This is a genomic window from Acinetobacter sp. (genome assembly GCF_036666595.1).
Lineage (GTDB): Bacteria > Pseudomonadota > Gammaproteobacteria > Pseudomonadales > Moraxellaceae > Acinetobacter.
In genome coordinates this window covers 36,998-58,313 of record NZ_JAVWVO010000003.1, presented here as the reverse complement: position 1 = coordinate 58,313, position 21,316 = coordinate 36,998, and the positions used below count along the sequence as shown (strand labels likewise).

20 protein-coding genes are annotated in these 21,316 nt (G+C 41.6%); 14 read left to right on the top strand and 6 right to left on the bottom strand.

Annotated elements, in window-relative coordinates:
* Positions 1–355 precede the first annotated feature (355 nt).
* Positions 356–2,980, top strand: coding sequence for a M66 family metalloprotease (locus RR876_RS05495; RefSeq protein WP_332476936.1), 2,625 nt, complete (start codon positions 356–358; stop codon positions 2,978–2,980).
* Between the two features lie 232 nt (positions 2,981–3,212).
* On the opposite strand, the gene rpsT is transcribed toward RR876_RS05495, so the two are convergent.
* The gene (rpsT, locus tag RR876_RS05490) at positions 3,213–3,479 is read right to left on the bottom strand and encodes a 30S ribosomal protein S20 (protein WP_004696602.1); all 267 of its coding nucleotides are present in this window, start codon (positions 3,477–3,479) and stop codon (positions 3,213–3,215) included.
* A 213-nt stretch (positions 3,480–3,692) separates the two neighbouring features.
* Between rpsT and RR876_RS05485 the strand changes: the two genes are divergently transcribed.
* Genes RR876_RS05485 through RR876_RS05475 form a run of 3 tightly spaced genes read left to right on the top strand, consistent with a single transcriptional unit; the run spans position 3,693 to position 5,708 of the window.
* Positions 3,693–4,358 (top strand): nucleoside-diphosphate sugar epimerase, encoded by a 666-nt coding sequence (locus tag RR876_RS05485; RefSeq protein ID WP_094148188.1) that lies wholly within the window; start codon positions 3,693–3,695, stop codon positions 4,356–4,358.
* An 8-nt stretch (positions 4,359–4,366) separates the two neighbouring features.
* Positions 4,367–4,879 (top strand): ribonuclease E activity regulator RraA, encoded by a 513-nt coding sequence (gene rraA, locus RR876_RS05480; RefSeq protein ID WP_058951781.1) that lies wholly within the window; start codon positions 4,367–4,369, stop codon positions 4,877–4,879.
* A 49-nt stretch (positions 4,880–4,928) separates the two neighbouring features.
* Positions 4,929–5,708, top strand: coding sequence for a glutathione S-transferase N-terminal domain-containing protein (locus RR876_RS05475; RefSeq protein WP_004696607.1), 780 nt, complete (start codon positions 4,929–4,931; stop codon positions 5,706–5,708).
* A gap of 157 nt (positions 5,709–5,865) precedes the next feature.
* Here RR876_RS05475 and RR876_RS05470 read toward each other — a convergent pair whose 3' ends face one another.
* Together RR876_RS05470 and RR876_RS05465 are read right to left on the bottom strand one after the other, a co-directional pair.
* Complete coding sequence (locus RR876_RS05470) at positions 5,866–6,777, bottom strand: alpha/beta hydrolase (RefSeq protein ID WP_332476750.1); 912 nt, start codon at positions 6,775–6,777, stop codon at positions 5,866–5,868.
* Positions 6,778–6,799: 22 nt separating this feature from the next.
* A complete protein-coding gene (locus RR876_RS05465) occupies positions 6,800–7,339 on the bottom strand; it encodes a PadR family transcriptional regulator (protein WP_332476935.1) in 540 nt (179 codons plus the stop codon).
* A gap of 169 nt (positions 7,340–7,508) precedes the next feature.
* On the opposite strand from RR876_RS05465, the gene RR876_RS05460 reads away from it, so the two are divergent.
* From RR876_RS05460 to RR876_RS05450, 3 genes are all read left to right on the top strand, one after another.
* A complete protein-coding gene (locus RR876_RS05460) occupies positions 7,509–9,533 on the top strand; it encodes an NADPH-dependent 2,4-dienoyl-CoA reductase (RefSeq protein ID WP_332476748.1) in 2,025 nt (674 codons plus the stop codon).
* Between the two features lie 191 nt (positions 9,534–9,724).
* A complete protein-coding gene (locus RR876_RS05455; protein WP_332476747.1) occupies positions 9,725–10,138 on the top strand; it encodes a nuclear transport factor 2 family protein in 414 nt (137 codons plus the stop codon).
* 80 nt (positions 10,139–10,218) lie between these two features.
* Positions 10,219–11,316, top strand: a complete 1,098-nt coding sequence (locus RR876_RS05450) for an alpha/beta fold hydrolase (protein ID WP_332476746.1) — start codon at positions 10,219–10,221, stop codon at positions 11,314–11,316.
* A 60-nt stretch (positions 11,317–11,376) separates the two neighbouring features.
* Here the strand turns inward: RR876_RS05450 and RR876_RS05445 are convergent, their stop codons facing one another.
* Positions 11,377–12,546 carry an MFS transporter gene (locus tag RR876_RS05445; RefSeq protein WP_332476745.1) on the bottom strand — a complete coding sequence of 390 codons (1,170 nt, stop codon included), beginning with the start codon at positions 12,544–12,546 and terminating at the stop codon, positions 11,377–11,379.
* 8 nt (positions 12,547–12,554) lie between these two features.
* Complete coding sequence (gene dkgB / locus RR876_RS05440; RefSeq protein ID WP_332476744.1) at positions 12,555–13,361, bottom strand: 2,5-didehydrogluconate reductase DkgB; 807 nt, start codon at positions 13,359–13,361, stop codon at positions 12,555–12,557.
* A gap of 110 nt (positions 13,362–13,471) precedes the next feature.
* Here dkgB and RR876_RS05435 point away from each other — a divergent pair, with 110 nt between their 5' ends.
* Complete coding sequence (locus RR876_RS05435) at positions 13,472–14,362, top strand: LysR family transcriptional regulator (RefSeq protein ID WP_332476742.1); 891 nt, start codon at positions 13,472–13,474, stop codon at positions 14,360–14,362.
* 59 nt (positions 14,363–14,421) lie between these two features.
* Here the strand turns inward: RR876_RS05435 and RR876_RS05430 are convergent, their stop codons facing one another.
* A complete protein-coding gene (locus RR876_RS05430) occupies positions 14,422–14,823 on the bottom strand; it encodes an internalin (protein ID WP_332476741.1) in 402 nt (133 codons plus the stop codon).
* A 226-nt stretch (positions 14,824–15,049) separates the two neighbouring features.
* On the opposite strand from RR876_RS05430, the gene RR876_RS05425 reads away from it, so the two are divergent.
* From RR876_RS05425 to rodA, 6 genes are all read left to right on the top strand, one after another.
* Positions 15,050–16,690, top strand: a complete 1,641-nt coding sequence (locus RR876_RS05425; protein ID WP_004696627.1) for a CTP synthase — start codon at positions 15,050–15,052, stop codon at positions 16,688–16,690.
* A 31-nt stretch (positions 16,691–16,721) separates the two neighbouring features.
* Positions 16,722–17,579, top strand: coding sequence for a 3-deoxy-8-phosphooctulonate synthase (kdsA, locus tag RR876_RS05420; protein WP_005401052.1), 858 nt, complete (start codon positions 16,722–16,724; stop codon positions 17,577–17,579).
* A 60-nt stretch (positions 17,580–17,639) separates the two neighbouring features.
* Complete coding sequence (eno, locus tag RR876_RS05415) at positions 17,640–18,929, top strand: phosphopyruvate hydratase (protein ID WP_332476739.1); 1,290 nt, start codon at positions 17,640–17,642, stop codon at positions 18,927–18,929.
* A 13-nt stretch (positions 18,930–18,942) separates the two neighbouring features.
* Positions 18,943–19,338 carry a septum formation initiator family protein gene (locus tag RR876_RS05410; protein WP_004696633.1) on the top strand — a complete coding sequence of 132 codons (396 nt, stop codon included), beginning with the start codon at positions 18,943–18,945 and terminating at the stop codon, positions 19,336–19,338.
* Complete coding sequence (gene ispD, locus RR876_RS05405) at positions 19,298–20,017, top strand: 2-C-methyl-D-erythritol 4-phosphate cytidylyltransferase (protein WP_332476738.1); 720 nt, start codon at positions 19,298–19,300, stop codon at positions 20,015–20,017. Before RR876_RS05410 ends, ispD begins: the two co-directional genes overlap by 41 nt.
* Positions 20,018–20,130: 113 nt before the next feature.
* The gene (rodA, locus tag RR876_RS05400) at positions 20,131–21,267 is read left to right on the top strand and encodes a rod shape-determining protein RodA (RefSeq protein ID WP_332476737.1); all 1,137 of its coding nucleotides are present in this window, start codon (positions 20,131–20,133) and stop codon (positions 21,265–21,267) included.
* Positions 21,268–21,316: the final 49 nt, after the last annotated feature.

Below are 21,316 nucleotides of genomic sequence, written 5' to 3'. Positions count from 1 at the left end.
GCTTACAAAGAAAATTAATTGAAATATCTATTTTTAAAAAATTGACTGACAAATATTGGCACTATATTGGTGCAAATTCAAATGTATAACTCATCATTATTTTTCATAAATTCAAGACTTGTCACAGAACTATTATTTTTCGGATATTAGTTTCAAGACCGATAAAAAAATATGTCCTGAAGTGACAAATTATGTAAATTGAATATGAATAGAAAATAGTGTTAAATAATTAAGCTTTTGATTTATATAAACTATTAATGATTTTTTAATTTTATTTGTGACTATTTTGGGGGAAGATGTGAAAAGTGTGAATGAGTTCTTGTATTGTAAGCTAAGTCTTTGTGTTGTGACACTGATGTTAGCTGCGTGTGGTGGAGGTGGTGGTGAGAGTGGAACCGAAAACTCTACAACGCCTGTAGTGAAAACCTATGCTGAGCCTACACAGGATGTGGCTGATGTAAATACATTGGGTTATTTTGATTATGATGCAAGCTCCAATACGCGTGTAATACGAAATGACTTAACTGGTAACTTCGAAGCAATGCTGCAATTTGGTCAGAGTCATGTGGTTGATCCAAATGGTAATGAAAGTAAAAAAATGCCGCGTCTGACGATGGAAAAAGAAGCGCTATTGTTAGTTACGCCAACTGATAGCATGGGGAAAATTGATGGTCTGAGTGCTGATATTTACATGAATAATCAGTTTCTCCGCACAGTTACATTTAACGATCCAACTCAGATTCCTCAGTCTGATCAAACCAATACCGATGAGCGTGCGCGTGTGCAATATAGTAAGCGGGCGTGGAGTGCTCAACTCAATTGGGATGAAATACGTCCAGGTTTGCGTATTCAGCTTAAAGATTCTCATGGTCGTCAGGGGCAAATCGCGGAAGATAAAATTGATTTTGCCTCTCCGGGAGAGTTGGTCTTAAATAATATTCGTATCGGCATGTTAACGGCTCCCCCTGTTTCCAATGGTCACTATATGCTGAATGATCCTGTTCGGGCAGGTTCAGATTACTTTCAAACGATTCCAGCTGCTGAAATGACCGTTGCAAAATATGATGATATTCAGTTGGATCGCGTCATGATTGCAGACGGGACCATTTACGATACTGTAAGTGCCAGCCAAGGCGGGGTTTATGACGGTGACATGCGTGAAAACGTAGGTAAGTCGACATTTAGCGTAGGCATTAATCTAGCAAACTGGGGGATTACCAGTGCTTCGATGGCAAGTCAAAATCAACCACAATTAACCCAAACCGTAGTTGCACACCATAGCCGTGGAAAATATGCCAATGGCGAAAGTAATCATGGTTTAAGTGGTGGTAACGGCATGCTGACGTTGTATGATTCGGTTGGAAACGAGTTTAGTCATGAAATTGGACACCACTATGGACTGGGGCACTATCCTGGGCAGGAGGGTGATAACCAGTTTTGGACTTCACATCATGCAGATAGTGGTTGGGGTTACATTCCGTATCGCAATATGATGCGGGGTAATTTGATTTGGAATAATAAGGATTTATGGGCTGCTTCTACAGGAATTGCAAATTTCTTAGCTTTATATCCACATAGCCGAGATGCCATGTCTGGTGGTTATGCATCAAGCTCAGTTTCACGTTATACCCACTATACGGGCTATAGCACTTATTTAAAAATTCAACCACATTTTAACCGCTATGTGTGGGATAAGACTTCACCTACGGGCTATAAAAAATGGAATGAAGTAACAAGGCAGATGGAAGTGGTTCAGCCTACTATGCCAGATTCTGCTGCACCTGTTTGGTATCAACCAAAGCAAAACTATTTACGCCCACGTGTGTTTGGTGAGCCTGTAGTGACCATTTTGGGTGGCTATGACCCTGTTGCAAAGGTTGGGTTACTCTATCCTGCTGCACGTTCAAACTGGGGCAATGTCTATGATTTACCTGCTGCAAATACGGCGGTAAATCAGGATGCATGTTGGTTAAATGTACAGTATCCAAATACAGTAACCAATATTGCACTGGCTCCGACACGATTAGGTAGTAATGCCAATAAATTACATGTCAATTTAGCGCTTGCAGATCACCCTCAAAAAGTTGATTTATATTGTAAGCAGGCCAATGCAGCTGCCAAATTATTATCGACTACAGTGATTCCCCAATATGCTACGGCTATTACACCTGCCGTTAAGATTGGTAAAGCACAGGGTTATAAAGCTTTACGCGATGTAGAGTTGCCTTTACTTGAGCAAGAGCTACTGAATCAAGCGGCGAACAATCTTATTGTTTTGTCATCAAATGGTTCAATGCTTTATCAGTCTTATAAATCGTATAAAAATGAGATGAGTTTAGCTGCACAGCAGGTACTTGAGCGTTATGAAGAGCAAGAAACTAGGTGGATGCGTTTAAATCGTTGGGTAAATGTTTATTATGATGATTTGGCCAAACATGTACCTGCTGCGATTGATGCACTCAATGCTTTTATCAAGCAGCTAGGTTTGCAAGAAGATGACCCACTTGCACAAAGTGGATTGTTGAAAAATAACAAGAATTGCTTGAAAACAGAGCTGGCATCTAATCAAAAAATGGATGTTTACATTAGTGGCCCATCGGCTTGTACTGCTGATGATACTGAGCAGTGGGTTTATGACAGTTTAGGACGTATCCATAGCAAAGCGGCTATGGGGCAGTGTCTAACGGGTAATGGAGGAAGTGCTAAAGTCACCTTGACTGACTGTGTGGCGAATAATGCAGCACAAGTGTGGTCAATGGATGCCACGACGTTTGCTATTAAACAATCAGGACAGTGCTTAGATCTAAACTCGGGTAATTTGGTAAATAACCGTCAAATTGCAATTCGATATAGTTGCTCTGGAAATAATAATCAAAGATGGACAATGCTGAATCAAAATACAAGTATGATTTTAGCTGGGGCAACATCAAAAAACATTGGTATTTTAGTGGAAAACCTGAAAACTCAATCATTGAATTAAACCACTGCTCATATGGCAAATGGTTAACATGAAATGAAAAGAGCTCTCTAAAGGGGGGCTTTTTTTGTAAGTAGATATTCTCTTGGGTGCTAGAGAGCACTTGCTAGATTTTATTTGGGTTTTAAGCTGTATTTTTAGGTAGCAGATGTATTGGAAAAGGTATAGGTGTTAGAAAATTCAAAAAATAGATACAAAAAAAGCCCTTTAAAAAGGGCTTTTTTTAATGCATAAATTAGTTAGCTAAAGCTTTAACTTGTGCATTTAAACGGCTCTTATGACGAGCAGCTTTGTTCTTATGGATGATGCCTTTATCAGCCATACGGTCGATTACTGGTACAGCAGTTTTGTATGCTTCAGAAGCAACTGCGTAATCACCAGCAGCGATAGCAGCTACTGTACGTTTGATGTAAGTACGAACCATAGAACGTAAGCTTGCGTTGTGTTTGCGTGCTTTAACGTTTTGACGAGCACGTTTTTTAGCTTGAGCAGAGTTTGCCACTCGTGCACTCCTTGAAATAGATTGGTCTGGGCGGGCTGAAATTCAAACTGAAAACCACATCAGAAGAACAATCACCAGCCCGTAAACAAGTGGCATATTTTGATTAATATACGCAGTGAAGTCAAGTCTTGACATGCTTTGACTATATTTAAGATACATAAAAATTCTAAAGAAAAGGTAAGATTAGCCATCTGCATGGGAGTTTGTATAAAAATGACACAAAATATAGAACAAGCCATTGTGATTGGAGCAACGGGTTTGGTGGGCTTAAACCTGATTCAACAATTACAACAACTGCCAAGTTGTAGCAAAATTTTGGCTGTGGTCAGAAAGCATAATGTGCAGCTCGATCACTATGACAAAGTTCAGCAACTGGAGCTGGATGATTTTTTATTACTCAACCATGAGGATGTTCAGGGCTACAGTCATGCTTTTAGTTGTTTGGGGACGACTTTAAAGAAAGCTGGCTCAAAAGAGCAGTTTTATGCCATCGACTATGTGGTGAATGCACACTTTGCTGAATTGTTTGTTTTGACCAAAACGCATTATGTGTTGATCAGTGCCTTGGGTGCGCAAGCCAATTCAAAAATTTTCTATAATCGCGTCAAAGGTGAGCTTGAAGAGACTATTCGTGGACTCGATTTATATAAGGTTAGTATTTTGCAGCCATCCTTACTTATCGGACAACGTAATGAAGGTCGCATGTTGGAAGATATATTCCAAAAGGCTTATACCAAACTATCGCATTTTATACCAAAGCATTTTAAATATAAGCCAGTGACAGCAGAACAAGTGGCTCATACTATGGTCGAGGCTGCCCAAACGCAGACCGAGAAATTTGAAATATATGATAATTTACGCATACAAAAGACAAAATGAGGGGAAGTGTGGTGACGACAGCATTTGTGACATGCGATTTATTGGATGATCATCCTGAACTTGATTTACAAGTGGTCAGCCCATCAATGGATGGTAAGTTCTTTAAGAGCTATGGTGCGCGTAAAACCTTTGGTGGTCAGGTGGTTACGGTTAAATGCTTTGAAGATAACTCTCGGGTGAAAGAGCTGTTAGCAACAGATGGTACGGGTAAAGTATTGGTTGTGGATGGTGGCGCTTCGATGCGCTGTGCCTTGATGGGAGACTTAATTGCAGAGTCAGCAGTCAAAAATCACTGGAATGGTGTGGTGATTTATGGCTGTGTCCGTGATGTAGATGCGATTGCTGAACTAGATTTAGGTGTGCATGCTTTAGCCGCCATTCCACAAAAAAGTAATCGTAAGGGTGTAGGAGAAGTTGATATCAGCCTGCATTTTGGTGGTGTCACCATTCAATCAGGTCATTATCTCTATGCGGATAATAACGGCATTGTCATTGCAAAAGAAAAACTGGTCGATGAATAAGCACCAACCAGACTCATAACAACATAAACAAAAGATATGGACGTGTAATATGGTGAAGCATCAAATTAAAGTGATTCAGGCTCTTTTTTCGGGGCTTGCGCAAGGTGGGCGTGGTGTAACAGGAACGCCGCATCCTAAACAACCTGAGCAACCTTTAAAGCTTTATGAGTTTGAAGGCTCGCCATATTGTCGTCGTGTACGTGAAGTACTGACTTTGTTGAACTTAGATTATGAAGTGTATCCATGTCCTAAGGGTGGAACTAAATATCGTCCTTTGGTGAAACAGTTGGGTGGGAAAACCCAATTTCCTTTTTTACTCGATGAAAATACAGACACTAAGCTATACGAGTCTGAAGATATTATTCACTACTTGTTTGAACAATATGGTCGCAGTGGTAAAACACCGAAAAAGTATGCACATTATCCCAAAACACCTTATGTTGCTTATGTCGGGACATTGGTAAATGGTGCGAGTGGGGTGTGGATCAACAAGAGTATTAAAGATCGCGTAGCGCCAGAACAGCTGTTACAACTTTGGGGTTTTGAAGCCAGTCCTTATACTCGGATTGTCCGTGGTTTGCTGACCGAGTTGGAGCTCCCTTTTAAGTTTCATAATGTGCCTAAAGAACGTTGGCAAGATCAAGGCCCAGCAGTACTGCGTTTAAAGCCGGGCAAATATGTACCTTTGGCAGGTGGAAAGCGTGAGCAAGTCATGCAGGTGATGGGGCGTGATATTCAAGTGCCATATTTGGTTGATCCGAACACTGAAACAGCTTTGTTTGAGTCGGCGGATATTGTTGCTTATCTCAAGCAGACCTATGCAGCATAAGAAAAAGGCATCTCTTAAAGATGCCTTTTTTAATTCCTAAGCATGGGTGTTTTATCGGGTTGATCTGATTTTTTGTCATTACAATGGAATGATTGAGTGTATTTATCTTCAGCTGTTATAAAAATATTCATCATTTGGCTGATAATACGACACACATTTAAACATCCGTAGCGTTGAGGAAACGTGTAATTTCTTGGGAGAATTTGCGCGGTTCACTCAATAAAGGCGTATGCCCAGATTTTTTAAAGATCACCGTTTTGGCATGCGGTACGCTTGAGGCAATCAGCTTTTGTCCTTGAGCAGGATAAAGTTTTGATTCTTCACCAATAAAAAATGTAGCTGGTCGGTCAATCTGACGGAGGGCACTGCGATAGTCTTCTTGATGGTCAAGATAATTTTGAATATACCAAGCCATATAGTCTAAACGCTGGATTGGAAGCATGAATTTTTGTAAGTGTGGTTGTTGAAATGCTTTTTGAAATAAAGCCGCAGTTCGAGATGGTGTGGCTTGCAGTTGAATAAAAGCCAACCATTGCTTAACCAGTTCTGTACGCATGGATGCTGTTAAGTCTGAGACCAAACGGTACTGTGCATTTTGCACCAATAGGTCTGCAATGTTTTGTAGGATAGCTTTGAAATCGGCATGCTTTTCAGCAAATAAACCATGTGGCCAGTCTGCATCGACGCTAATCTTGGGGGTTTGGTCGATGTGTAAATAGCTGCGGATATGGTTTTGAAAGCGACCATACTGCATGCCATGCATGGCTGTCGTGGCGCCCATAGAATAGGCAATCACATGGAATGCTGTATCAGAATATTGATTTAGAAAGCAGTTTAAATCTTGCCAGTGGCTGGAAATCGCATCCAGTGTGGGAATTTTGCACTGCGCTGAACCACCAAAACCCCGCCAGTCAGGAATGTAAAAACGGTACTTTTTACGGTGCTGATATAAAAAAGGTAGCCATTGCCAACTTTGCATCCCTAAGCCAGATAAGACCAGTACTGGTGCGCCTTGTCCAAATTCTCGAACATAGAGTTTTTCGCCATCTGGCATTAAATAATGTGGCATGGTCAATCCTTTGCGTGGTTTATTATTTTTCGAAGTTTTTAAGTGCTGGAATCATGGTCTCTAGCCATTCGATCCAACCACATTCTAAGTTAATTCCAAGCTGTAAAATCATTTTATGAATATATAAGGTACGATCATTTTCTTCAGTATGACCAAAGTCTTTGGCAAAAATGCTTTGGTAAATTTGTAGTTTTTCTTTGTGTAGGATGAGATGTCGTTCAAGTTCAGGCAAAACTGTATTGCCGCCAAGCTGAGCCTCAACACGCAGTCTCACCATTAGTTCTTCGCGTAGCTGAGCAGGTGGGCTCTGCTTTACCAGCCAGTCGGCAAGTTCTGTACGTCCAAGCTGTTCTGCTTGATAGGTTTTTTTACGCGAGGTTGCACCATCATCTTCTATTGTTGAAATCCAGCCTTTGCTCTGCATAGCGCTGAGTTCTCTATATATCTGTTGATGTGTCGCATTCCAAAAGAAGCCCATTGAACGGTCAAAACGACGCGCTAACTCAATACCTGTGCTTGGTTTTTCAATCAAACTGGTCAATAAAACATGAGCTAATGACATTTCGGTAATATTTCGCAAATAAAATGGACGTAGAGTCATTATGCAACATGTTGCATAAAAAACAAATCTCGATTATAAAGATAAACATTATGCAACTTGTTGCATTAAATAATTTGATCTAACCTTGTATTTAAAATACCAGCCAGCGAAAGCACGCCAAGGAGTACACATGTCTAATTATCCGCATTTACTTGCGCCTTTAGATTTAGGCTTTACCACATTAAAAAACCGCGTATTAATGGGATCTATGCACGTTGGACTTGAAGAAGTTGAAGGTGGTTATGATCGCATGGCGGCATTTTATGCAGAGCGTGCCGCTGGCGGTGTAGGACTCATTGTCACAGGGGGTATTTCACCGAATGATCATGGTGTGACTTTTCACGGTGGTTCTAAGTTAGATACTTTAGAAGAAGCGGAAAAGCATAAAGTCATCACACAAGCCGTACATGATGCGGGTGGTAAAATCGCATTACAGATTTTACATACAGGTCGTTATTCTTATCAGGCTGAAAACGTTGCACCTTCTGCAATTCAAGCACCGATTAACCCTGTAAAACCCCATGCTCTTACTTCTGCTGAAGTGAATCAGACTATTGCGGACTTTGTGAATTGTGCAAAATTGTCACAAGTTGCTGGCTATGATGGTGTTGAAATCATGGGTTCAGAAGGCTACTTAATTAATGAGTTCATCGCGGCACGTACCAATCATCGTGATGATGAATGGGGCGGAAGCTATGAAAATCGTATTCGTTTTCCGATTGAAATCGTAAAACGCACTCGTGCAGAAGTCGGTGAAAACTTTATTATTATTTATCGTCTTTCAATGTTGGATTTGGTTGAAGGTGGTTCGACTTTAGAAGAAGTGATTCAGCTTGCCAAAGAAATTGAAAGGGCGGGTGCAACCATTATCAACACAGGTATTGGTTGGCATGAAGCGCGTATTCCAACGATTGCAACCAAAGTGCCACGTGCGGCATTTACATGGGTGACCAAGAAGCTAAAAGGTTCGGTTCAAATTCCTTTAGTGACATCTAACCGTATTAATACCCCTGAAATGGCTGAACATGTTTTGGCTCAGGGGGATGCGGATATGGTGTCGATGGCACGCCCAATGCTTGCAGACGCTGAGTTTGTACTCAAAGCAGAACAAGGTCGTAGTGATGAAATCAATACTTGTATTGGTTGTAACCAAGCCTGTTTAGATCAAATTTTCTCCATGCAAATTGCGACGTGTTTAGTCAACCCGCGTGCATGCTATGAAACTGAACTGATTTTTAAAGAAAGTGCAGTTAAGAAAAATATTGCGGTGATTGGAGCTGGGCCTGCAGGTTTGAGTTTTGCGACTTATGCCGCTGACCGTGGACATCAAGTGACTGTTTTTGATGCAGCAAGTCAGATTGGTGGTCAGTTTAATATTGCGAAAACTATTCCAGGTAAAGAAGAGTTTTACGAAACACTGCGTTATTTCAAACGTAAAATTGAATTACAACCGAATATCAAATTGGTGCTGAATCATACAGCAACCTATGAAGAACTGACCGCTGAAAACTATGATGACATTGTGGTTGCAACAGGTGTGACTCCACGTGAGCTGACTATTGAAGGGATTGATCACCCGAAAGTGTTGAGCTATATCGAAGTTCTACGTGAGCGTAAGCCCGTCGGTAAAAAAGTCGCGATTATTGGTGCGGGTGGTATTGGTTTCGATACAGCAGAATACTTAAGCCATGAAGGTGAAAGCGGTAGTTTAAACCCACAAAAATTCTATGATGAGTGGGGCATCGACACCAGCTATGCACATGTCGGCGGCTTAAAACAGCCAGTCTTGGAGCAGTCAGATCGTGAAATTTACCTCCTACAGCGTAAAGCGAAGGCAGTCGGTGCAAGCTTAGGTAAAACCACGGGTTGGATTCACCGTACGGGACTAAAACATCGCGATGTAAAAATGATTGCAGGTGCAAGCTACGACAAAATTGATGATCAAGGCCTCCACATTACAGTGAATGATCAGCCAACGGTTTTAGAGGTTGATCACGTGATTATCTGTGCAGGACAAGAGTCTTATACTGCAATGTACGACCAGTTAAAAGCCGATGGTAAAAATGTGCATTTGATTGGTGGTGCGAAAGAAGCAGGTGAGTTGGATGCGAAGCGTGCGATTCGTCAAGGCGCTGAACTGGCTGCGACCATTTAATCGATAACAATAATTTATCAGCTTAAAATTTGTAATAAAGCTCCCTCTCCTATACGGAGAGGGCTTGGGAGAGATATTTTTCAAAATATTATCTTTTCCCTCGTGTTGCCTTTTCCATGAAACATATGTGGTGTAAGAGAAGGTGCCTTTATTGCAGATTTGAGTGGATTCACTTTCATAAGGACATAAGAATGAGTTTAGCAACAACAAAACAAGCATTGGTACGCTGGCATGATATGGTCACGACTCGTGATATGAGCATCTTAAATGAGCTTTTAGCAGAAGATGTCGTGTTCCGTTCACCTGTGGCATTTAATCCTTATCTGGGTAAGCAGGTGGTTTTTTTTATTTTAAGTAATGTGATTCAGGTTTTTGAAAACTTTACTTACCACCGTGAATTTTTTACAGAAGATGGTTTAAGTATCGTCCTTGAGTTTTCTGCCAATGTCGGCGAAAAAAAGCTCAAAGGGATTGACATGATTCGTTTTAATGAGCAAGGTCAAATTGTAGATTTTGAGGTGATGATCCGTCCTAAATCGGGGCTAGAGGCCTTAGCTGTACAAATGGGACAGCGAATGGCAGCTTTTGCACCTCAAGCTGGATGATAAACGTGTGACTTGTTATTTATAGTTAGGCACGAAAATTGATGCATCACCAAGAAAGATAGGAAAAAGAAGGTACTGATATGAATGCTGTGTTCAGTTTGCTAAACCAATTAAGCCAAACGGCGTGGGATCGAGTGACTGGTGCGGAACAACCGAAGCTCTATATTAACCCACAAGGGCAAATTCAAGAGACTGTTGGGGCGCTTACACAGCTTCAAGAAAAGTACCGACCAACGCCGTGGTTATCCAACACGCATGCCCATCTTTTGTATTTTGATGTGATTCGTAAGCGTCGGATTCAATTGGAATACGATCATTTTGATCAGTTAGAGATGCAAGACGGTGGGGTCACTGGCATTATGTGGTTTGGTTATGACTTGCCTGAAGCGACGCCAACGGTTGTGGTTATGCATACGATTACAGGCTCTCCTGAAAGTATGCGTGAGGTGGTGCGTGACTTAAATCGCTATACGGGTTGGCGTGTTGCACTGTGCTTACGCCGTGGACATGCAGACCTTCCAATGCCTGTACCCAAAATGAATCTTTTTGGTTCAACCGATGATTTACGTGAACAAATTGCCTTTATTCAAAGCACATTTCCAAGTTCAATGTTGTATGCGGTAGGCTCTTCTGCAGGAACGGGGCTTTTGGTACGTTACTTAGGCGAAGAAGGGAGTCAAACACCTTTTAAGGCGGCTTTTGCCCTGTGTCCGGGCTATAACACTGAGTTGGGTTTTGTAAATGTGCATCCCTTTTACAGTAAAGTCATGACTAAGAAGCTGTTTAAGAAATTTATTTTTCCCTACCAGCAAACATGGCAACAAACAGCATCTGTATCGCAAGTCTTAATGACCAAAACCTTGGCTGAGTTTGAGTCGAGTTATTATGAAATGGCGGGTTATGTGGACTATGACAGTTATAACCAAGCCACAAACCCGATCTACGTATTTGAAAATGTCACCATTCCATTGCTGATTTTAAATGCAGAGGATGATCCTGTCTGTCACATTAAAAATTTTGAACCGTATAAAGACATGATCCGTCAAATGCCGAATATTGCCGTTGTGACCACCAAAAAAGGCAGCCATTGTGGCTTCTATGAAGGGGCACTTAATACAGAGTCTTGGGCAACCAAGCTGATTGCGGATTTTTTGAAACTGGAACAACAAAAAAACTAAGTATAAAAAAGACCTGCAGCTGTGTAGGTCTTTTTCTGATTGGTTCAGCAGTGTAAAGGCTTAAACGACTTCACAGGCTTTCTTGCTAAGACCGAACTTCATTTGCAGTAAGACCAAGATCAAGGCCATAAAGCTGAGTGCGGCACCTGCATATGAAACCGCTGCATAGCTGAGTTGCATACTCAGTACCGTTGCACCTGCAAAGGCACCTAAGGCATTGCCTAAGTTAAACGCGCCAATGTTAACTGAAGAGGCAAGCCCAGGCGCATCTGCTGCGACCGACATGACGCGCATTTGCAGTGGCGGTACTACTGCAAATGCCGCCGCACCCCAAATCACTAAGCCAATCGCTGCCCCAACGGTTGTTTGCGCTAATACTGGGAAAACAAGCATCATCACCATCAAAAGTACAAGGAAGCCTATCAGGGTTTTCTCTAGGGATAGATCGGCAAACTTTCCACCCAAATGATTACCAATGGAGAAACCAATCCCGATTAAAACCAACATTAAGGTGATGGTTTGCGGTGATGCCTGCATAAATACGTGTAGGCTCGGAGCAATGTAGGTATATAGCGCAAACATGGCGCCCGCGCTCATGACTGTGGTTAATAAAGCAAGGACAACAGGCGCACGTGTTAAAACGCGCAATTCTTTTGCTACATTCGGTTTAACCACATCGTGATCTTGCGGGAGTGCTTTCCATAGTGCCAACATGGTCATAATGCCTAAGATTGAAATTGCAGCAAAAGCCATGCGCCAACTGGTATTTTGACTGAGCCACGTTGCAAGTGGCACACCGCCAATATTGGCAATGGTGAGGCCCATAAACATCATGGCGACTGCACTGGCTTGTTTGTCTTTAGGCACAACACTGGCTGCTACCACCGAACCTAAGCCAAAGAATGCACCATGGTTTAAACTGGTAATTAAACGTGCCCCCATGAGACTAATATAATCAGGTGCAACGGTTGCCAACACATTCCCAATCGTGAAAATAGCCATCAATAGGATTAAAGCTATTTTCTTAGGAAAGCGTGCCAGCCATAAGGTCATGAGCGGAGCTCCAATCATGACGCCTACTGCATAGGCACTAATCAGCAGTCCGGCTTGTGGAATTGAAACGGACAAATCATTGGCAATTTCAGGCAAAAAGCCCATGGGTGAAAACTCGGTGGTTCCAATGGCAAAAGCACCCACCGCAAGCGCCAAAAGTGGAAAATTAATTTTCATAGCGATGCTCAATCCCAAATCGGTGCTAATCCCTCAGGATTAACTTCACGTTGATTTCGGTCTAATTGCGTAATTGCCATCATTTCTTCAGTCGACAGTTGAATCTCTTGAGCCTGTAAGTTGGACATCAAGTGTTCACGTTTGGTTGAAGAAGGTATGACTGCAAAACCACGTTGTAATGCCCAAGCCAAGCTAATTTGTGCAGTCGATACTTGATGTTGCTGCGCGATGTGCATTAAAACAGGATCATTCAAAACCTTACCGTAAGCTAGTGTCATATATGAAGTGACATCAATGTTTTGCGTTTGGAGGAAATCAACCAGTTGATGGTTTTGTAAGTAAGGACTGAGTTCAATTTGGTTGGTTGCGATGTTTTCTAGCCCAATACTCTCAATCGCCTGTTGAGTCAGCTCAATATTGAAGTTAGAAACACCAATGTGTTCGGTCAAACCTTGTTGTTTCGCTTCCAATAAGTTCTGCATGAGTTCTGTAATGTTTACACCTGTACTTGGGGCAGGCCAGTGGATCAAGGTTAGATTCACTGCATCGGTTTTTAGTTTATGCAAACTTTCTTTTAAGCTTGGAATCAATTTTTCTGCTGAGTAATTTTCCGTCCAGATTTTTGTGGTGAGAAAAAGATCTTGACGATTGATACCACTGAGTTCAATGGCTTGACCAACTTCAGCTTCATTACCATAGATTTGAGCAGTATCGACCGCACGATAACCGACTTCTAGTGCAGTTTTCACAGACTCAATGACAGTGTCACCTGTTAAACGGAAAGTGCCTAGGCCGAATTGAGGAACGATATTCATTTTTTACTCGATAACTTGTTTCATGGAATGAGGCTATTTTGTAGAAAAAAGACTTGCTTAAAAACTGGGTAATTTGCAAAATATTATTGACTATTAATCAATAATTACGCATGAAATCAACCATAGAAGAATTAACGGCTTTTGTGAGCATTGTTGATAGTGGCTCTATCGTCAAAGCTGCGCAGCAGTTGGATCAAACCACATCGGGTGTCAGCCGTGCCTTGCAACGTTTAGAGTCGAAGTTGAATGTGACTTTGCTGGAGCGAACGACACGGAAGCTCAAGTTGACCTATGAAGGGCAGCAGTTTTTGGCAAAGGCACGTAAAATTTTACTCGATCTGACCGAAGCTGAAGAAAGTCTGCAAAATAATGATGCTGAGTCATCTGGTTTAATTCGGATTGATTCAGCAACGCCTTTTGTGCTGCATGTGATAGTGCCGTTGATTGAAGAGTTTATGCAGCGCTACCCAAAAATTGATATAGAAATTACCAATCACGATCAGGTTATAGACTTACTTGAACATAAAACCGATGTCGCGATACGGTTTGGTGAGTTAGCGGATTCAAGCTTACATGCCAAGCTGCTGTGTAAAAGCCGTTTATATGTTGTGGCAAGTCCTATTTATGCGCAAAAACATGGTCTACCTAAAAATGCAGCAGAATTAAACTCACATACTTTGCTTGGCTTTAGTCAGCCTGCACATTTAAATACGTGGCCTATTCAGTTGGAGGATGAGCCTTTAACCATTCAGCCCAAAATTAAATGTTCAAATGGTGAAACGGTTCGTCAGTTGGCATTGCAGGGGGCAGGGATTGCCAGTTTGTCACGCTTTATGGTCGAGCAAGATATTCAAGATGGGCGGTTTATTGCTTTGTTGGAAGATCAAATTCAGATTAAAGAGCAGAAAATACATGCGGTCTACTATCAACAAAACTATGTGCCAAAGCGTATTCGCTTATTTATTGACTTTCTTGCCGAAAAATTAAAAGCTTATTTATAAGCCAGCAATAAAAAACCCGATTGATATCGGGTTTTTTTTAATCACCTAAATAGCGATGATTAGTTTTCTAAAGCTGGTGTCGCTGCTGCAATGGCTGCTGCAACGGCATCATCTTCAGTTTGCGTATTTGGGTTTGTATTACTTGGACGTGCTTGCGTTGGTTTTTCTTCAGCTTTTGGTGCTTCTGCTTTAGGTGCAGGCTGAGCTGCTGGAGCAGGTGCTGGCGTTTCACGACGGATTTCAGTAGTTGTATTCGGCGTTTCTTCGCGAATCACTTCAACTTGCGCTGGAATCTCAGGCTCAGATGCTGCTAAAGGTTGAAGTTCAACAGTTTGTTGTTGCTCTGTAGTGACGACTTCAACTTGTTCTTGTTCATCTTCTTTAGGCGCTTCTTTCTTTACACATGCTGTTAATATTAAGCCTGCTGCAATGGCACCACAAATTAAAAGTTTTTTATTCATAATTACATAAAATCGAGTGTTTGACGGATCGCGCCATTATAACAGCAAAATGCAAGATGAAAATCCTATGAACTTAGCTTAATTTTATCTGCCAAATGCTGATAGAATATCCAATTGTTTATTGTTCTATGAATTGATGCGGATTGACTTTGCTTTATTGGTACAAGGTAAAGTAAAATTGCGCAACATTGCAGGCCGAATTAGGCTCGATTGTACGAGAAACCCAATGACCCATTTTATTTTCGTGACTGGTGGTGTAGTTTCATCACTAGGTAAAGGTATTTCAGCTGCTTCAGTTGCTGCGCTTTTAGAAGCCCGTGGATTAAAAGTAACCATGGTAAAAATGGATCCATACATTAATGTCGATCCAGGGACTATGAGCCCGTTCCAACATGGTGAAGTTTTTGTCACAGAGGATGGTGCAGAAACCGATTTAGACTTGGGTTATTACGAACGTTTCTTGCGTCGTGCGAAAATGACCAAGTTAAATAACTTTACTTCTGGTCGCGTATACCAAGACGTTTTAAATAAAGAACGCCGTGGTGACTACCTTGGTGGAACTGTTCAAGTTATTCCACATATTACAGACAACATCAAAGAACGTGTACTTCGTGCAGGCGAAGGTTATGACGTTGCGATTGTTGAAATTGGCGGCACAGTAGGTGACATCGAATCTCTCCCATTCATGGAATCTGTACGTCAACTTATGGTTGAACTAGGTCATAAGCGCACTATGCTTATGCACTTAACTTTGCTTCCATATATCAAATCTGCGGCAGAGTTGAAAACTAAACCAACTCAGCACTCGGTAAAAGAGTTGTTGTCGATTGGTATTCAGCCAGACATTTTAATTTGTCGTACTGAATATGATGTTGATGCAGACACGACCCGTAAAATTGCCTTGTTCACAAACGTTGAAGCACGTGCAGTTGTGGTGTGTAAAGATGCACGCAGCATTTACCAAATTCCGCGTACGTTCTATGAACAAAATGTTGATGACTTGATCTGTGAACGTTTTGGTTTCAATGACTTGCCAGAAGCTGATTTAACAGATTGGGACAATGTTGTAGAAGCGTTACTTAACCCTGAATACACGGTACGTGTTGCAATGGTTGGTAAGTATGTTGAACTTCCAGATGCGTATAAGTCTGTAAATGAAGCACTTTTACATGCGGGTATTCAGAATCGCGTTAAAGTTCAAATTGACTATGTCAATGCTGAAGAACTTGAAAGCCAAGATGTCAATGAAGTATTGAAAGATATGGATGCAATCTTGGTACCGGGCGGTTTTGGTGAACGTGGTACTGAAGGGAAAATGCAAGCGATTAAATTCGCACGTGAAAACGGTGTTCCATTCTTGGGTATTTGTTTAGGTATGCAGTTGGCTGTGATCGAATATGCACGTAATGTCGTGGGTATTAGTGACGCGAGTTCGACTGAATTCAACCGTTCGACTAAGTCTCCATTGATTGGTCTCATCACTGAATGGTTAGATGAACGTGGTGAAGTTCAACAGCGTAATGTTGACTCTGATCTTGGTGGTACGATGCGTCTTGGTGCTCAAAAATCAGAATTGGTTGAAGGGACTAAAACACGTGAAGTGTATGGTTCAGCAGATATTATTGAACGTCACCGTCACCGCTATGAGATGAATAACCGTTTTATTCCGGCGCTTGAAGAAGCAGGCATGAAAATTTCGGGTTATTCACCTGTACAGCACTTAGTAGAAACAGTTGAAATTCCTCAACATCCTTGGTTTATTGCTGTACAATTCCATCCGGAATTTACAAGTTCACCACGTGATGGACACCCATTATTTGCTAGTTTTATTGATGCTGCGAAAGCACAGTACAAAAAAGCGAAGTAATTTGGGTTAAGCAATAAACTAGGAAGTTTAAATGTCACAATTAAAACCACAAGAAATTGTACGTTTAGGCGATATACAAATGGCAAACCACTTGCCATTTGTACTATTCGGCGGCATGAACGTACTTGAGTCTAAAGATTTGGCTTTTGAAATTGCAGAGACTTATGTCGATATCTGCAAGCGTTTGGAGATTCCTTACGTATTTAAAGCCAGTTTTGATAAGGCCAACCGTTCAAGCTTGAACTCGTTTCGAGGGCCAGGCCTAGAAAAAGGGATTGAGTGGTTAGCTGACATTAAAAAACATTTTAATGTACCCATCATTACTGATGTACATGAACCTTACCAAGCTGCACCTGTAGCGGAAGTTGCGGATATTATCCAACTTCCCGCTTTCCTAAGTCGTCAGACTGATTTGGTTGAAGCGATGGCAAAAACTGATGCCATCATTAACATCAAAAAAGCACAATTCCTTGCACCGCATGAAATGCGCCATATTTTGCATAAGTGTTTAGAGGCAGGGAATGACAAGCTCATTATTTGTGAGCGTGGTTCGGCATTTGGTTACAACAATTTGGTTGTAGACATGTTGGGCTTCGACATCATGAAAGAAATGAATGTCCCTGTGTTCTTTGATGTGACCCATGCGCTTCAAACTCCGGGTGGTCGTGCGGATTCTGCGGGCGGTCGCCGTGCACAAATCACGACACTTGCTCGCGCGGGAATGGCAACAGGTCTAGCAGGTTTATTCTTAGAAGCGCATCCAGACCCAGAAAAAGCCAAGTGTGATGGGCCATGCGCACTGCGTATGTCTCAGCTTGAGCCTTTCTTGGCACAGCTCAAAGAATTGGACACCTTGGTTAAAGGTTTCAAAAAGTTAGATACACACTAAATTATAAACTCATTGATGCCATCTAAAGCATCTCGTTATTAATCAACTGAGGAATTGTTCATGAGCCAAATCGTTGACATTCGTGCACGTGAAATTTTGGACTCTCGTGGTAACCCAACCATCGAAGCAGACGTAATCTTAGCATCTGGCGTAGTTGGTCGTGCATGTGCACCATCTGGTGCTTCAACTGGTTCTCGTGAAGCTTTAGAACTTCGTGATGGCGACAAAGCACGCTATTTAGGTAAAGGTGTTAAAACTGCGGTTAACAACGTAAACACGATTATCCGTGATGCTTTAGTGGGCAAATCAGTATTTGAACAAAAAGACATCGATAACACGATGATCGAACTTGATGGTACTGAAAACAAAGAAAAATTGGGTGCAAATGCAACTTTAGCTGTTTCGCTCGCTGCTGCACGTGCTGCTGCTGATGAAAAGAAAATTCCTCTTTTCCAATACATCGCAGACTTACGTGGTCAAACTATTTTGACTATGCCTGTACCAATGATGAATATCATCAATGGTGGTTCGCATGCAGACAACAATGTTGATATTCAAGAGTTTATGATTGAACCTGTAGGTTTTACTTCATTCTCTGAAGCATTACGTGCGGGTGCTGAAATCTTCCATTCTCTAAAATCAGTTTTAAACAAAAAAGGTTTAAATACTGCTGTAGGTGATGAAGGTGGTTTTGCACCGAACTTACGTTCAAACGAAGAAGCGATCACTGTTATTCTTGAAGCGATTGGTCAAACGGGTTACAAAGCTGGTTCTGACATTATGCTTGCGCTTGACTGTGCATCTTCAGAATTCTACAAAAATGGTCAATACATCCTTGCAGGTGAAGGCAATAAAGCATTCACAAGCAACCAGTTCTCTGACTATTTAGCGGGACTTGTAAACCAATATCCAATTATCTCAATTGAAGATGGTTTAGATGAGTCGGATTGGGAAGGTTGGTCTTACTTGACGTCTATCCTTGGTGACAAAATCCAATTGGTTGGCGACGATTTATTCGTAACTAATCCTAAGATTTTACAACGCGGTATTAATGAGAAAGTAGGTAACTCTATTTTAATCAAGTACAACCAAATCGGCACGCTGACTGAAACTCTAGATGCAATCTATCTTGCTAAAGCAAATGGTTACTCTACAGTGATTTCACACCGTTCTGGCGAAACTGAAGATTCAACGATTGCGGATCTTGCTGTCGGTACTGCTGCTGGTCAAATCAAGACAGGTTCACTGTGTCGTTCTGACCGCGTAGCGAAATACAACCAATTGCTTCGTATTGAAGAATTGACAAATGCTGCTTACCGCGGTAAAGCTGAGTTTAAAGGTTTAAACTAAGCGACTGATGTCAATGTTCAATGTATTCGACTCGTTGATGAGTAAAGTACTACTAGGCCTTGCGATCATTTTGATCGCAGGGTTTCAGTATTTATACTGGTTTGGTGAGGGTGGTTATCAAGACCATTTACAACTCACACAAAAAATCCAACAACAAACTGAAATTAATAACGACTTAAAAGAACGTAATCGTGTCTTGGCGGCAGAAGTGTATGATTTGAAGAATGGTATTGAAGCCATTGAAGAGCATGCGCGTTTAGACTTAGGTTTAATTAAACCCCGAGAAACGTTTATTCAAATGAGTACCATCAGTACTCAATATAAGCCTGTTTATATTAATCCTAACGCCCAAATTGATTTGCGAACCAATGAAGACGATGAGCCTGAAACCCCTCCAGCCACCCCATAAATTGTGGGCTATTATTCCTGCTGCTGGCTCGGGTAGTCGCTTTTCTAAAACTGAATTAAAACAATATCAAATGATTGGACAAAAGACTGTACTTGAACATACGGTTTTACGTCTTAACCAATTGCCTTTACAGGGCTATGTTTTGGCGATTGGTTCGGATGATGATGTTGCTCAAAGTTTGCCTTTTACCAACATGGAAAAAGCACATTTTTGTGAAGGTGGTGCTGAGCGTGTAAACTCAGTGCTCAATGCGCTCAATTATCTTTCCATAATCGCTGATGCTGACGATTGGGTCTTTGTGCATGATGCAGCACGTCCATGTGTAACGCTAGATTGTTTATTAAAATTGGTTGATACTGCTATTCAATCTAATACAGGGGCGATTTTAGCTATTCCTGTTAGAGATACTTTAAAGCGTGTGGCCTCGGCGCAAGATATTCAAGAAACCGTTGATCGTTCACAGCTTTGGCAGGCGCAAACCCCACAGATTGCTAAATTGGGGGTACTGAAAAAATCAATTGAAGATGCACTAGAGGCACAAGCCTTAATTACTGATGAAGCCAGTGCTTTAGAGTTTGTTGGTGAAAAGGTTCAAGTTGTACAAGGGCGCTCCGATAATATTAAAATTACCTATCCAGATGACCTTGAGCTTGCGCGCCTGATTTTGGCGGCACAATAAAAATTATTTGGATTTATTGAGCTAAAACTACAGAAATATGGGTTTGAATGATGTTATCTAAAACACTTTGAACTTATAATTTGCCCTGTCTTTAGCTCATTCAATTTACGCAAATGATACCATCACAGCAGTATCGTTTTTTACGTCAGTCTTTACGTGACGGTAGAAGCATTAAACATGACTCATCTCGCTGGGCTAAATTACATTTAGATCCATGGCTTTTATGCTTTCTGATTTTAAATGCCGTGTTGGGATTGTTGGTCATTTATAGTGCTTCAGCGCAAGATATGGGCATGGTGTTTCGCCAAGCCACGAGCTTTGCTGTTGGCTTCATTGTGATGATTATCTGTGCACAAATTCCACCCAAAGTCTATCAGGCCATTAGTCCTTACTTTTTCATTTTCGCTGTAATTATGATGGTCCTGGTCTTGGTGGTGGGTGAAACCCGCATGGGAGCCAGACGTTGGATTAGTCTACCGGGTATTGGGAGTATGCAGCCTTCTGAGTTTATGAAGTTTGCCATGCCTTTGATGATGGCGTGGTACTTTGCAGGCCGCGCATTCCCGCCTAAGTTTATGCATATTGTGATTTCGTTGGGTATCATGATGTTGCCGTTTTTATTGGCAGCTTTACAGCCTGACTTAAACCTAGGTCTCTTGATCCCTGGTGTGTGTGTCATTTTCCTCAGCGGTATCTCTTGGCGGCTCATTGCTTTAGCCTGTGGTGCATTGGCTGTTGTGGCTCCCTTACTTTGGATGTTCTTTTTGCAAGAGTACCAAAAAAAGCGAGTGCTCACTTTATTTGATCCAGAGTCAGATGCATTAGGCGCGGGTTGGAATATTATCCAATCCAAAATTGCTATTGGTTCAGGTGGCTTAATGGGGAAGGGTTTCACAGAAGGCACACAGTCACATTTGGGGTATTTGCCTGAGCACCATACCGACTTCATTATGTCGACGTATGCGGAAGAGTTTGGCTTTATTGGGGTGTTCTTGCTGTTTAGTTTGTTTGCAGCCATTATCATTCGTTGTTTGATTATTGGTATGAACAGCTTCCATAATTTTGGGCGTTTATACGCGGGTGCTGTGGGCTTAACGTTCTTCTTCTTTGTATTGTTAAACTCGGGGATGGTCAGTGGGATTTTACCTGTAACAGGTGATCCATTGCCACTGATGAGTTATGGTGGAACCGCGGTGATTACTATGCTAGCGAGCATGGGCATTGTGATGTCAATTCATACTCATCGCTAAAGTCTAAAAGAATTAAGCCAGCGATATTGCTGGCTTTTTTGTGCTTAAA

What these genes read in the sequence shown, in the direction of transcription:
- RR876_RS05495 (WP_332476936.1), top strand. Translation starts at nt 356, where the DNA reads ATGTTAGCTGCGTGTGGTGGAGGTGGTGGTGAGAGTGGAACCGAAAAC.
- RR876_RS05485 (WP_094148188.1), top strand. Translation starts at nt 3,693, where the DNA reads ATGACACAAAATATAGAACAAGCCATTGTGATTGGAGCAACGGGTTTG.
- RR876_RS05475 (WP_004696607.1), top strand. Translation starts at nt 4,929, where the DNA reads ATGGTGAAGCATCAAATTAAAGTGATTCAGGCTCTTTTTTCGGGGCTT.
- RR876_RS05470 (WP_332476750.1), bottom strand. Translation starts at nt 6,777, where the DNA reads ATGCCACATTATTTAATGCCAGATGGCGAAAAACTCTATGTTCGAGAA.
- RR876_RS05465 (WP_332476935.1), bottom strand. Translation starts at nt 7,339, where the DNA reads ATGTCATTAGCTCATGTTTTATTGACCAGTTTGATTGAAAAACCAAGC.
- RR876_RS05460 (WP_332476748.1), top strand. Translation starts at nt 7,509, where the DNA reads ATGTCTAATTATCCGCATTTACTTGCGCCTTTAGATTTAGGCTTTACC.
- RR876_RS05455 (WP_332476747.1), top strand. Translation starts at nt 9,725, where the DNA reads ATGAGTTTAGCAACAACAAAACAAGCATTGGTACGCTGGCATGATATG.
- RR876_RS05450 (WP_332476746.1), top strand. Translation starts at nt 10,219, where the DNA reads ATGAATGCTGTGTTCAGTTTGCTAAACCAATTAAGCCAAACGGCGTGG.
- RR876_RS05445 (WP_332476745.1), bottom strand. Translation starts at nt 12,546, where the DNA reads ATGAAAATTAATTTTCCACTTTTGGCGCTTGCGGTGGGTGCTTTTGCC.
- dkgB (WP_332476744.1), bottom strand. Translation starts at nt 13,361, where the DNA reads ATGAATATCGTTCCTCAATTCGGCCTAGGCACTTTCCGTTTAACAGGT.
- RR876_RS05435 (WP_332476742.1), top strand. Translation starts at nt 13,472, where the DNA reads ATGAAATCAACCATAGAAGAATTAACGGCTTTTGTGAGCATTGTTGAT.
- RR876_RS05430 (WP_332476741.1), bottom strand. Translation starts at nt 14,823, where the DNA reads ATGAATAAAAAACTTTTAATTTGTGGTGCCATTGCAGCAGGCTTAATA.
- RR876_RS05425 (WP_004696627.1), top strand. Translation starts at nt 15,050, where the DNA reads ATGACCCATTTTATTTTCGTGACTGGTGGTGTAGTTTCATCACTAGGT.
- kdsA (WP_005401052.1), top strand. Translation starts at nt 16,722, where the DNA reads ATGTCACAATTAAAACCACAAGAAATTGTACGTTTAGGCGATATACAA.
- eno (WP_332476739.1), top strand. Translation starts at nt 17,640, where the DNA reads ATGAGCCAAATCGTTGACATTCGTGCACGTGAAATTTTGGACTCTCGT.
- RR876_RS05410 (WP_004696633.1), top strand. Translation starts at nt 18,943, where the DNA reads ATGTTCAATGTATTCGACTCGTTGATGAGTAAAGTACTACTAGGCCTT.
- ispD (WP_332476738.1), top strand. Translation starts at nt 19,298, where the DNA reads ATGAAGACGATGAGCCTGAAACCCCTCCAGCCACCCCATAAATTGTGG.
- rodA (WP_332476737.1), top strand. Translation starts at nt 20,131, where the DNA reads ATGATACCATCACAGCAGTATCGTTTTTTACGTCAGTCTTTACGTGAC.